The following is a 13,844-nucleotide window of genomic DNA, read 5'->3' as shown; positions in this document are numbered from 1 at the left end:
CTCAAACCACTTTAAAGCCATATTTTATATCTATAAAGTGATGAATGCAGTATAATCCACAAATAAAAATCAATAAAAAAGGGGATTTCACACAAATTTGCCCGTTTTTACACCCTATTTCTAACTTAATAAGCAGCCAATTTTACAGAGAAGTTCAAGTGATTGCAGATTGTGAATCTTAAACCAATACCGCAGAAGTCTTAACAAACAGTTTAGCCTATGATTATCAAAATGACTAATTACTGCTAATCCCCATCAGGAACTCAAAAACATCCCTGGTAGTTTTCTCTACATTATACAACACATGATCTAAGCTATCTACCGTAGCACCTCTTACCAGAAAAATAAGTGGTATCTGATACCTTTTTAGCATATCAAAAGGGTAAGATGATCTTGCTTGACTGTCTGTAGAAACCAAAAGCCCGTCCACACGAAAATTTATCATTTTACAAACCAGGGCAGCCTCCCTTTCTTCGCAGCTGTGCGATTGTCCCATTAAAACCATATACCCATTATTGGCGGCTTCATCTTCAATAGCCTTGATAAGCGCTGAAAAAAAGACACCTTTAATTTCCGGCACAATAAGGCCTATTGTGTATGATTTCCCTTTACGAAGCGAAACAGCTGCATGATTTGGTTCATAATCCATTTCCCGGGCAAGCTGCCTAACTTTATTCTTTGTTTTCTGTGAAATTGTTGGATGATCCTGCAATGCTCTGGAAACCGTGGAAATTGCGACTCCCAGGGCGGTGGCTATTTCTTTTAAACGAGTGTGCTTTGAAATCATAACTGAATTTGATTTTAATAAAATGATCCGTAAATAGGAAAGGGCCTTTCAAAGTGGTCCCTCTCCTATTGTAAAATATTTACTTAAGTAAGCCATCGATGAGTAATCTGAGCTGCGTTTCTGTAAGCTTTTCCGGCTCGTACCTACCTGCTGCATTTACCCAACTCGTTTCCATCTTAAAATAATCAGGTTTTTGGACTGTATTGCCTGCAAGCTTTTCTAATTGTTCCTGTTCAAATGCTTTCCAACGCGCCAGATACAGAGAACCCAATAAACCTGCCCATTCTTTATGTGCATACTCATGCAGGTCTGTGCGGGCATTTGTATCGGGGCCCCAATAGGTTATCTGGGCTTTTGAATTCTTCAATGCAATTGCCTTATCCTCAGCATTTGTACCAAAACGTTCAGCCTGCTTAAGCCAACGGTTAAGGGTAAAAAACCTGCTATTGGATAGAAGAACATCCTGCTGCTTGATCATGCCAGTAAATACGGCACTGTTTTTCCTGAACTTTTCCAGATCCTTTTCTTTAATGGCCTCCATCATCGACTGATAGACCTGATCACCTTTGTTTGCCTGTACCTGCCTTACCAGATCGATCCGGTCAGCCTGATAGGTCTCAATGCCTTCAAAATCTTTAGATGCTGATGCAAAAAGACGGACAGCTTCCAAAAACTCAGATGTATCATAATTTCTCTTTCTTGTACCCCATGAGGAAACAGTCTTTATTCCGATAGCTGGTCTGGCACAGAAAATAGACTCCGAAGGCCCTTCCTGATAAATTTCCGGGCTGCTATAAACAGTTTTTAGCAAAATTGCCCATGCTTTTTCAATAACCGTATTACTTTTGCCATATCTGTATTGAACATATGTCTTAATCCAATCTTCAACATTGATATGATCCTTGTGCCAACCCAGTTCCAGCATCAGATCGAAAGTAACCGGGTTATTGTTGATTCCTTCGGGAATAATCCCTACCCCTTTCAAATAATTTCCATAAGGGCCGGATTTTGCTCTGTAAACTTCATCCGAAAAGCGCTGAAGCTTACCATAGAGCCCGTTCTTTTCTCCAAAATTACTTACATTGCTCCATATAAACTGCGTACCTTCATAGCCCTTCCTCTTTTCCCAGTTGTTTGTGTTCTCTCCAAAAAGTTCGATAATTAATACTTTTTTCTTATCGAGTCCGCTAAGCATTGTAGTATCCGGATTGGATTGCCAACCCTGCAACACCCAAGTGCTACCTGGATAATTACCCAGCATCACATCCTGAATAGATTTCCCAGAAGCTTTCAAATCTATGCCTTTAGCGGTACCGCCTTCATGAAAAGGGTCACCTCCAAAATAATGCAGATCAGCACCGTAAAGTTTCTTCATTTCGGAGTAATAAACATCAGCAATCTGCTTAAATGCTGGCTGATCAGTCCGCAGAAAATCCGGTCTTGTAAAACCGCCTACCCATTTCCCCTGAGCTACCACTTTGATATCCATCTTACTCTTGAGTGTAGTGGGTACCATTCCGTAAAAACCGTGCATAACAGGCTGGATTCCTATTTCTTTCATCCTCGATATAATTTTCTTTTCAAGGTCAGCCAATCCGTTTATCATGTGCTGGCTCATTGGTCCGCCCCAGCCTTCCATATTACCCATCAACCACCATGCACCAAAAGCTGGTCCCGGAATAAAAGCAAGCGCCTCCTGATCTGTAAAACCAAGTTTTTTTAAGGTTTTTTGCCATACTGCTTCCATCCCAACAGGAGCAAGTACCAGATTAACCCCATTTAATGCCATCCAGTCCAGTTCTCTTTCCCAGTCTTCCCAGGTATAAAAACTCATAGAATAGCTTATCGTACAATAGTTTAGCGCATATCGATAAGGATAAGGCGATACAATCCTTACCTTTCCCTTAACTACAGGAAGGGTACTTATCGCCTCAAGATGATCGCCAATATGCGACATGCTTCTGTGGCAGTAGTATTTAAGGTACCAGCCAAGCCCCTCAGCGGCAGCGTTTGGACCAGAAGCTGCAATTTCAATTTTATTGTTTTTGGTGAGCAGTTCAAAAACATCTTTTCCATTTTCTTCCGGTATTTTTCTGAATACAATAGATGGTGCCAACCATGCTACCCTTCTCTGCGCAATGGCCCTTATATGATCAAAAGTCTGTGCAAAAAGTGTATTAAACGCAGTGCATATAAAAAGTATCAGCGTAAGAGCACCTGTTCTAAAAAAGAATCTATTCATTATATGTATTTTAAAATACACTGTTTAATTTCTTCAGCAGATATAAACAGTGTATTATTTGAGTTTCAAAAAATTTGAACTACTGAAGCAAAAATTTAAATTTCTGGGCAGCTGATCCATTTGAGGTATAAACCTGAACTTTTGTACCGTTTGACGTTCCGGCATTGTTCAGATCGAGTACCAAAGAGGTGGCATTTCCAGGCGAAAGGGTATAATAATCTCCACCCACATTTATGATCTTCCATTTCTGGGCGGCCGAGCTATTATCTGTATAGATCTGTATCTGTGTTCCGGCCGCAGTGCTGCCTCCGCTAACATCCATAACTTTGCCAGGTGCATTTACCGGCTGAAGTTTATAATAACCACTTCCTACATGTGTAATAACCCATTGCTGATGGGAAACAGTTGGACTAGTATTGGTGTACAGCTGCACAAACGTTCCATCAGTAACCCCTCCGCCTGCCGCCTCTAAAAGACTGGTATTATTAAGGGCTGTAATGATCTTGTAAGTGCCATTGGGAAGATCGGTATTTGGCGTACCAACAGGTAAAGTAGTAAAATCTATTGTAGGTGCTGATCCTGATGCAGATTTAGTAAAATTTACACCGGTTTCCACAAAATCTGCAAAATATCCACCAGTTTGCATATAGAACTGCCCACCAAGTAAACCTCCCGCATAATCTTTTCTTGCATCGTGCCCACCTCCGTAAGAAGCAGTTGTGAGTTCGCTCCATGTACCAGATGAATTCCTAGCCCATTGATTTCCATAGATTGCTTTTCTGCCCAGATAGCCGTTTGAATCAGAAAAATTTTCGAGAAACGAGTTTAATCCGGTAAGATATGAGTTGGTATTTGGTCTTTTAAAAGTACCCATAAATTTCCATGCCCCCACCTCTGGCGCATAAAAATAAGATGAGTAAAGGGTACTGCCCAATCCATCAGGCTTGCCCCTGGTTAAAAAACGATAGGTATTACCTGCCACCCAATTGTAGGTAAGAGCACCGGCCGCCCCAGTTCCTTCGTCACCAAAAGCATTATATTCTACATTATCACCTTTTTGAACAAGAGTGGTTTTGCCAACAGCTGGATCCCATAGAGAGAATAGCACACTCCTTCTTGTAGGAGTATTAACCTGCATGCCAAAGTATCCACCAGCAAATCCATTTGCCATAAAGAAACTACTCATGGCATCCTGCCCGGTTGGAACGGTAATCTCTGAATAAAACCACTCTGTATTGCTTGGAGCTGTAAAGTTAAGAGATGGCGCTGCTCCACGTCTTTCCCAGTAAAAATTTGCCGGATCATTCGCAAATATTACATTTGAGGCCACTGCAGTTCCGCTGATTACAAGGTCAGATATTTCAGCATAATTACTCCCCGTTTTACTAAGTCCCTGAAAATTGACTCTCACATAGCCAGGGGCGGTGACATTGACAGTTCCAACATTGTAGGTGGTGGATGATGCACCGGTAACATTCACATTGAAAGACGTTCCGTTTATGGTCACCTTAATTACACTACTTCCAGAAGGAACAGTTGCTTTTATTTTAACGGTAAGACTACCAAGTGTCCCTAACCTGAAATAAGCACTAAAAATACTGTTCGGATTAGTCCAATTGGTCAATGCGGTGTTCGTTACCGATTCAGTACCTCCAGTAGCAAGGGTTGTTACATAAGCATTTCCACCCACCGGAACCGTGAGTGAAGTACCACCCATTGGGGTACTAGACTGCAGTTTGTTCTTCAATGTTGTTAATTCTGCATTTTCTGCCGCTATCTTTTTGCACGAAATCATCCCCAAGGCAAGAATAAGGAACATAGCAGTAGCTACGAAAAATTTTCTTTTCATAATTTTTGTTTTAGGATTTTTGTTAAAAAAAGTATTTAATTAAATGTCATTGATTTAATGACGGGGTTGCATTTCCATTGAATCAGGTTAAAAATTCTTATTCATGTTTATTATTCTATACCAGCTATAGCTATAAAGCGCAGGCAAAAACCCACCAGCGGCCTCATAAAACCCGATCAAATTTCAGAATATCAAAAAGTGACAAAACAGACTAATTCCTTACCAAAGTCATCAATATTCTTTCATGCTACACCCGAAATAATACTTGTAGCATGAATCAGGAGTTCCTTTAAGAATCCCTCTTATTTTTCTAAAATTTAAAAGATCTTACGATAAGTGACAAATAGCATTAAAAATTAGGTACCAATGTGGTTGATGGCACCAATAGTTGATTAATTATATCCTGGATTCTGTTTAACAATCCCAGCTGATTCGGTAATAGCCGCTCTCGGTAGCGGATATAAAATCAAATGATCGTCTACATTGCCAAAGCCGTCATCCTTTGCCCGCTGAATAAACTGGCCCCAACGGATCAGATCATCACGCCTAACCCCCTCTGCCCAAAGCTCAAATAAGCGTTCATTTTGAACGGCAGTTCTAAAAGCATCCTTTCCAAGTCCGGCCAGTGGAAGTAATTTTCCGTGTATGGTATGCACATCATTAATTAGATTAAAGGCATCATTTGTTGGGCCATTTAGTTCGTTAATGGCTTCTGCAAGCAACAATTCAACATCGGCATAACGCATCACAACAATATCTACTGCGCTTACGTCAACATCCGTTTTAGCTGGATCTGGTCCATATTTTAACATGACGGCACCAATATCTCCACCAGCTCTAGCATCCCGCAATACAATGTTACCACCTACCAAGGTCGGGTATTTCTGCATCAGCAGTTTCAGTCGGTAATCACTTTGACTAAACTTATCATAAGTTTTCCAGGGCATCCGGTACCCATCCCAGGCATCATCAAAACCACCATTGGATGCCTCGTAATAGTCGGTTGGCAGATAATGTGGCCGATATTCATTCCCATTGGTTGCTGAAGTTGCATTACATACTACAGCCAAAATAATCTCTGAATTTCCATTCTTATTTTTAATGCTAAAATTATCTTCATAATTAGGTGTTAAGCTAAAACCGATGGTTTTAATCTGATTTCCAGCATCTATTGCATCCTGCCACCGCTTTTCCTGCATATACAACTTCATTAGGCTTGTTAAACAAGCCGCTTTAGAAAAACGGCCGTAATCTGTTCCGGCAAACTTATTAGGCAAAACCGATATGGCCTCCCTAAAATCTTTTTCAATATTGGCCACCATTACATCCTTACTTGGGCGGGCGGTTTGAGCTGATGCTGGTGTGTTCACTATACTAGGGTCCAAAATAACAGGAACAGGGCCATAGTACAAATAAAGAATCTGCATATAATAAGCCCGAAGTGCTTTCAGCTCACCAACATAACGCTTTTTCAGCTCATCAGTCATCGCTATTTGCTGGATTTTTGGAATCGTTGTTGTAATTTTAGATACGTAGCGCATCAGGGAAGAATAATGTCCGGTAATAGAATTAAAATCAGGATCAAAAACCAATCCGTTCAGTTTTTTCCAACGCCCCGAGTCATCCCAATTACAAACCGCTTCATCTGTAGTCTGGCTGGCTTGTGTGGTATATCCAGCCTGTTCTGGGCCCCATCCGTTACCAAGATAGCCCTGCATCATTCCCGAGTACATCGCGGTAACCGCAGCACTTGCATCATCTGCTGTTTTGAAAAAATTATCATTATTGAGCTCCTGACTGTTTTTGTACTGCAGGTCTTTTTCACATGAATTTAAAAATGGTACAAGAATCAAGGCTAAACAAGCCAGTTTCAACGATCTTTTCATATATATTGTTTTACTCATCACAATTAACTTAAGGGTTAGAAATTAAAATCAATACCAAGCACATAACTTTTAGCTAGCGGGTAATAATTATTCTGGTTCAATTCCGGATCCAGTCCAGGGTAATTGGTAATGGTAAAAGGGTTCTGTACATCAAACGACAGACGAGCTCCTTTGATTACCTTTTGCCTTGCCAGCCAAGCTGACGGGATGGCGTAACCTAAAGTGATGTTCCGGCAGCGCAAGAAACTAGCATCAACGATCCAATAACTTGAGTTGTTCTGATAGGTTGCATATTTCGAATCAGATAATCCGGTAGGAAAATTTCCGTCAGGATTTTGAAAAGTCCATCTTTCTAAACTGATTGGCATGGTATTCCATCCGAAAGTACCCATATTTGCCGCCAGGCTGGCTACGCGAAAATTAAGGTTTGGTGCATACGGGCTCCATGCTTTTAGTACCGCTCCTGAAAAATAGATATTCAGGTCGAAATTTTTGAAGGTAAAGCGGTTTCCTATACCAAAATTAAACTTGGGGTCGAAATTGGCCAGTAACGTCTGATCAGCTTCTGTAATCTTTCCGTCAGCTGCTGCCAAATTTCCATTTGCATCATAACCGGCCAAATCCTGAATAATCAAACTACCTGGCAATAAGCCTGGCATCTGATTCGGTACGCTTCCATTGCCTTTATAAATCCCCGAAGAAATATACCCATACGCTCCATTTGTTACTGCATCTTTACCTGTTACAGCTACATACTTAGATAGGGTTGCCAATGTTTGTGGCGCTCTTTCGGTCCAGTAACTTAAATAATGGGAAAAATTGACCGATGTACTCCAAGTGAAACCTTTATTGCCTGACCGATCGATAAAATTTTTAGATTGAAGTGCAATATCATAACCATCTGTCCGGGTTTTCCCTGCGTTCACGGTTTGTACCCCAACCTCATAATTACCAGGTGTTGTTACATTAAACAGCAGTCCACTGATTGTCTTTGTAAAATAATCGAAGGATCCTGTAATACGGTCGTGGAACAGTCCAAAATCAAGACCAGCATTAATTTCCTTTGCGGTTTCCCAGCTTAAGTTGGGATTGTCTAACCGGGCAATGCCAAAGCCGGTAGAGGAACTTGATCCATCTCCGAATAAATAAGAATAATTTCCACCCGAAAAAGTGGTATTGTAAGCCAGCTGAGCAGCACTTTGAATATCACTATTACCGGTTTCACCGTAAGATAGACGCAATTTTATAAAGCTTATCGGTGTGTGGCTTTCTTTCATAAAACCCTCTTCAGACATAATCCAGTTCGCAGCTACCCCAGGAAAATACCCCCATTTTTTATTAGTAGCGAAATTTGAAGCACCATCACGTCTAACAGACGCCTGTAAAGTATAACGATTTTTATAGGTATATACACCACGGGCAAAATATGATGCAATGACTTTTTCACTAGATCCCGAACCAACAGAAGGTTTAGGGCTTTGCCCGGTGCTTAAATTGTGATACAACAGTGCATCAGTTGGAAAATTCTGATTTCCAGCACTTAATGCACTGGTATTAAATTGATTAAAAGAATAACCCGCCACAGCACTAATCCTATGATCGATGGCAAAAGTTTTGTCATAGTTCAATGTATACTCCAACAACTTGATACCAGCTGCAGCTTGAGCAATATTACCAGAACCACTAGTTTTAGCGCCTCCTAAATATGTCCGTGGTAAATACATTTCCCGCTCATTTGTTGAGCGATCATAACTGTACATGCCTTTTGCCGTTAGTCCATCAATGATCTCCCAGGAAAGATAGGCATTTGTTAATAAACGGAAGCTATTAATATTGTTAGTTACCGTTGCGTATGAAAGCGGATTAGGGATATTGGCGTATCTGGGGTTGAGCGGAAAAGTACCGTCTGGATTTACCAGTGACATATTTGCAGGATAATAAAGCGCAGCGGTTAAAATACCTCCAGCCTCATTAGCTCCTCCTGTTCCGGTAGCCGTAATTTTACCACTAGACATGGCAGCACTGATACCCATTTTAATTTTTTTCGTGATATTTTGATCAAAATTAGCCCTGAAATTATACCGTTGCATTCCGGTAGCAATCAAAATACCTTTTTGATCAAAGTAGTTACCAGATATAAAATATTTACTGTTTTCTGATCCACCGGAAACCGAAACATCATGTTGCGTTGTATAACCTTTTTGCGCAACGGCATCCATCGCATTTGGATAGTTAGGAGAATTGGTAATATCCTGCTGTGTAAAACGAGGTTTAAAAGGTGTTAAAGCTGACCCATTTACAGTGCCATAGTATGGAGCTACTTTGTTAGATTGCATCCAACGCTCAAGATCAATCAGATTTACCTGTTCCATGTAATCTTTTGTACCTAACACTTCATACATTTTTGCTGCGTTCTGCCAGGCGTACGAGCCTGTGTAATTAATTTTTGGAGCTCCTGATTGTCCTCTTTTGGTTGTAATTAAAATTACCCCTGCACCAGCACGTGCACCATAAATAGAAGCAGATGCTGCATCTTTTAGCACTTCTATCGATTCTATATCATTAGGATTGATAAAATTCAATGAACTAATATCCTGGTTTCCTTGTGTAGAAACTGCAGAGGCAGGAACCCCTGCACCACCATTAATAGGAACTCCATCTACTACATAAAGTACACCAGCACTGGCATTCGAAGGATTATTACGGATTTTTACAATTGCATTAGCCCCTGGTTGCCCTGTACCCTGCAAAACCTGTAGCCCTGCTGCTTTTCCTTGAAGTGATTGAGCAAGATTGGATGATGTGGATACGCTGGCTAAATCTGAACCCTTAATGGTTGCTACAGCTCCTGATATATTTTTACGGCTTACTTTGCCATATCCAATCACCACAAGTTCATCTAGTGCCTGAGGTTTTTGACGCAACGTTATATTGCCTAAATCGGATACTCCGTTTACAGCGATTTCCTTACTTTCATATCCGATTGCACTGATTACTAAAATATCCCCAGGAGCTGTTTCGATAGTAAAGTTACCAGTATTATTAGTTGAGTTGCCTTTTGAAGTGCCTTTAATAATTACACTTACACCCGGTAACCCAGCACCATTTTCATCAACTACTCTTCCCTTTGTACTGTTCAGCATAGGGTAGTTAGCCTTTCTTGACTCGATATCGCTATTTGTTATTTTTTTTTCTCTAATTATAATTGCAGATCCTTCCACTGTATAAGTGAGCGGTTGGTTGGCGAAACATTTCACCAATACCTCCAGAAGTGGCATATCCGTTACCTTAATACTAATTAGGTTGGCCTTCTCGATCAGCTTGGCATTAAAAAAAATATCGTACCCGCTCTGTTCGCCAATTTTTTCAAGGACTTTTTCCAAAGAGGCATTTCGCTCATCGACGGTAACATTTTTCTGCGCGTAGCCAGATGCATGTACCTGAAAGATCAGGGCAAAAAGAAGAATGGTGGTTAGCTTCATGATCAAAAGAATCTTTTCATTCGCATAGGAAGCCCTATACGAATTAGAATCGTAAAATTTCATATATTTGAATTGTTAGGTTGAAGACGCCCTGTTTCCAGCACATCGTGTTTGGTTGATAATTAGCAGTAATTGTTGAGAGGCTAGCTTAACATCTTATCCGGGAGTGTGTCCAGCACTTCCGGATTATGTAACCGCTATCCATTCCAGGCCTATGGCATAATGGTTACCCTCCTTCCTTCAACTTTTATATTTACATCTCCGGTAAGGGTCAGGATCCTCAACGCCTCCTTTAGGTTTTTCGATCTCGATACCTTACCGCCAAAACTTAGGTTTTCGACATTCCCCTGGTATTCGACCTCGATATCGTACCAACGGGAAAGCTTTCTCATAATTGATTTTATATTTTCATTCCGGAATATAAACTTTCCGTTTTTCCAATCTATTGCTGCCTGGGCATCAACATTATTAACCTGTAGTTCACTTCCTTTCAACTCAGATTGCTGCCCAGGCAAAAGATGGGCAATATGCCTATTTACTCCTCCTGATGAAGCTATCGTGCTTACAGTTACGCTTCCTTCCAGAAGGGTTGTTCTTGTTGTTCCATCATCCTCATAAGCAGAAATATTGAAATGCGTGCCAAGTACCTTGACATTCTGCTTGCCTGTTTTTACAATAAAGGGACTGGAGCTATCGTGCGCAACCTCAAAGTAACCTTCTCCCTCTAGCTCAACAATCCTGCTGTCCTTAGAAAAGATAGAGGGATAACGTATACTTGACGCTGAATTCAACCACACCTGTGTTCCATCAGAAAGCACTACATGAAACTTTTGTGCATTTCGCGTACTTAATTTATTGAAGCTTGGTTTTAAGCTTTCAGGTGGTAGGTTACCAGCAAGCTGATCATAAACGATGGTGCCTTCATCTGTTTTTTTTATCTCTTGTCCGCTAAGGCCTGCAATAAGCCCTTTATCTGCTTTCCCCAGGTCTATCCTGGATCCATCACCTAGAATCAATACTGCCTGATCTCCACCTGGTAAAATTCTACTTGCATAATCGATCTTCTCTGTACCGCTTATTTTGCTCTGTTTAAATAAGAATAAAGAAATCCCAATGATGATCAGTACTGCAGCAGCTGCAACCCACCTAAGCGGTAAAATAAACCCTGAGCTGTTTTTCTCTTCAGGTTCCAATCTTTGATCAGCCCATAGTTCAGTTTCGATCTTATGCAGCAACTTCACTTTAAATATTTCCTCCTCCTCAGGGCTCAGTGCACTGTACTTTTTTTCACCCATACGTACATAATAAGTTTCAACCAGCGTTTTTTCATCTGGGGTGGCCCTATTGTCCAGGTACTTTTCGATGAGTGATAAAAAATGTTCTTTTTCCATAGTATATAGATATGTACCAAAACATCATGCATACCCTATGCTTTTAATGATATTTTTTTTTAGACCTGGCGATACATTTATTTTATAATCAATAATGTAGGGGATTTGCACATAAAGCTAAAGTAGAAATGTTTTTGTCTCCTGAAAGATATCATTTCTATTCGCTTAACGATATTATGCAGGCTCTTCTCATCTATGATTTTCTGCCCTTCCAACAATACTTAAGAGTAACTCAACCCGGGTAAATTTATTTATCACGATCGTATTCTCCTGACCATTGTTAAAAAATTCCTGGTCAAACCTGTTCATAATTAAGTTCATTATATTTCTTTAGTTGGTATTTAACAGATATTCTCTTTGATAGAAACCATATACTCTCGATCCTGAGGAAATTAAATAAGCTACCTCTCCAAACTAGCTTATTCTTGATTAACTAAAATATTAATCTCTGCTTCTACTCAGTTAGGTACCAAAACATAGGGCATACCCTATACTTTTTCAAATATCTTTTTCAAAAAGAAAATAGAAATTGATGGAAAACAAGCTAGGATTTGGACAAAAAGTAAAGAGATGTAACAGCGATGCAGAGTTCAAGATTTAGGCCTTTCCTGATCATCCTTAGTGAGATAGACATTTTTTTTTCAACCGTTTTTTCAGATATATCCAATTTATTGGCTATCTGTTTATAGGTTAAATTTTCTTCCCTACTCATGATAAATATAGTCCTACAATCTTCCGGTAGCTGACTGATCAGTTGCGTTATAAGATGTTGCTGTTCTTTGAACAGCATTGGATTTTCCAATACTATCTCACTGGTGACAGCAGCAAGCCTGGTATAGAAAAGCTGATCTGTTTTCTGTTGTCTTATCGACTTTAGCACACCAAACCTAACAGCCTGAAACAGGTAAGACTTTAGAGAGAGGATCTCAACGGCGCCCCTGCGATGCCATAAACTGACAAAAACTTCCTGAAGTACATCTGAGGCAGCATTTTCATCACCAAGAATATTGTATGCCGAATGATGTAGCGGCTTCCAATAGCGGTTATAGATTTCACCAAAAGCATTCCTATCCCCATCTTTCAAAATGGAAACTAACTCACCGTCAGAAAGTAAAATATGTTTGGTCATGTAACGTTACAATACGAATCTAACAAATAAATTATAGATATAATTATTACTCCACGAGTATCCCAATATTTTTTTTCTGATTTTCGTATGCAAACAGTCTAAACAACTTAAAATCAAACTCATTAAAACTAAGACTTTCAGATAATTTTAATCTTTCATCTTCATTTTTTTCAAGGAAATGCGGGCATTTATTAAATTGTTGAGAAATAAACCCACCTCTACCCCGCAGATCTTTAGACTTCATTTTTACTGATATTTTAGCAAAAAATAAACCCTTTATCCCACTTTTCAAAATCTTTTTCTACACCTTGCGCGCATAAGCGCCGCCCGTCTGCTGAGCAGCAGCAGCGGGCGACCCGCGGTTTCGTTGGCTTAAAAAAACGGTCAGCCCCAAGGCCGACCGCTATCAAAAATTAAATTCTCCTATTCAATGCGTCGGCCCCCATCTTTGCAAATGCCATACAAAGGTCAAAAGCCGTTTGATTGTGCTTCAAACCTGTACCGTATATAATGGATTTAAATTTGCTTTCATCATCTTTATAATTCCTTAAGTTTTGATGGTATCCAGTAACGGCATTATAAGCCCCGAACAAAGTCCCTTTTGTGGTTTCCATCTGTTGGGTCGGGCAGCTTAATGCATATTCCAGAACCTGCTCCACGGTATTTTGGTACAGGGTAGAAAGTCCGTCCTCCTCGCCTTTACGTACTGCCTCCAGGGTCTCAGGGTTCGGCGCCACAGCGACCTGTATCAACTGCTTCAAATACTTATCGGTAATTTTTACCCTGCTCCAACGGTTAAATACTTCCTCCATTTCATTAGCCAATAGATTGGAAATACCTAAAAGTTTGTGCGCTTCCCTCATTCCCAAACACCACTTTAACTTCAGGAATGAAGTAGGTAGCTACATTATGTAGTTTTTTTACAAGATTCGTTTCATTCAGTGGACTTTCTAGCATATTCAATACCTTATTGCTCTAATTAACTTATCAATATGCTAACCTTGAATGTAACAGTTATTAAGGCCTCTGCCTTAATATCCAATCTCGAAATTCATCACTGTATTTTGCCTTTATATGC

General features: G+C 40.1%; 9 protein-coding genes. All 9 read right to left on the bottom strand.

The features are described from left to right. Positions 1-235 precede the first annotated feature (235 nt). Positions 236-787 (bottom strand): LacI family DNA-binding transcriptional regulator, encoded by a 552-nt coding sequence (locus tag J7E57_RS18015; protein ID WP_215132185.1) that lies wholly within the window; start codon positions 785-787, stop codon positions 236-238. A gap of 79 nt (positions 788-866) precedes the next feature. After that, positions 867-3,029, bottom strand: coding sequence for an alpha-N-acetylglucosaminidase (locus tag J7E57_RS18010; RefSeq protein ID WP_215132183.1), 2,163 nt, complete (start codon positions 3,027-3,029; stop codon positions 867-869). 79 nt (positions 3,030-3,108) lie between these two features. Beyond that, the gene (locus J7E57_RS18005) at positions 3,109-4,878 is read right to left on the bottom strand and encodes a DUF3472 domain-containing protein (protein WP_215132181.1); all 1,770 of its coding nucleotides are present in this window, start codon (positions 4,876-4,878) and stop codon (positions 3,109-3,111) included. Positions 4,879-5,270: 392 nt separating this feature from the next. Continuing rightward, complete coding sequence (locus tag J7E57_RS18000) at positions 5,271-6,764, bottom strand: RagB/SusD family nutrient uptake outer membrane protein (RefSeq protein ID WP_215132179.1); 1,494 nt, start codon at positions 6,762-6,764, stop codon at positions 5,271-5,273. Positions 6,765-6,799: 35 nt separating this feature from the next. Then, positions 6,800-10,309: a TonB-dependent receptor gene (locus J7E57_RS17995; protein WP_215132177.1), complete on the bottom strand. Its 3,510-nt coding sequence runs from the start codon at positions 10,307-10,309 to the stop codon at positions 6,800-6,802. A gap of 149 nt (positions 10,310-10,458) precedes the next feature. Then, complete coding sequence (locus J7E57_RS17990; RefSeq protein ID WP_215132175.1) at positions 10,459-11,637, bottom strand: FecR family protein; 1,179 nt, start codon at positions 11,635-11,637, stop codon at positions 10,459-10,461. A gap of 544 nt (positions 11,638-12,181) precedes the next feature. Then, entirely contained in the window at positions 12,182-12,766 is a 585-nt protein-coding gene (locus J7E57_RS17985; protein ID WP_215132173.1) for an RNA polymerase sigma factor, read from the bottom strand. A gap of 46 nt (positions 12,767-12,812) precedes the next feature. After that, entirely contained in the window at positions 12,813-13,010 is a 198-nt protein-coding gene (locus J7E57_RS17980) for a hypothetical protein (protein ID WP_215132171.1), read from the bottom strand. Positions 13,011-13,179: 169 nt separating this feature from the next. Continuing rightward, on the bottom strand, positions 13,180-13,629 hold the full coding sequence (locus J7E57_RS17975; protein WP_215132169.1) for a DUF932 domain-containing protein: 450 nt from the start codon (positions 13,627-13,629) through the stop codon (positions 13,180-13,182). Between the last annotated feature and the right edge of the window lie 215 nt (positions 13,630-13,844).

It is taken from the genome of Pedobacter sp. ISL-64, assembly GCF_018613605.1.
GTDB lineage: Bacteria > Bacteroidota > Bacteroidia > Sphingobacteriales > Sphingobacteriaceae > Pedobacter.
The sequence above is the reverse complement of the archived record's forward strand: the minus strand, read 5'-3'. Positions and strand labels throughout refer to the sequence as shown.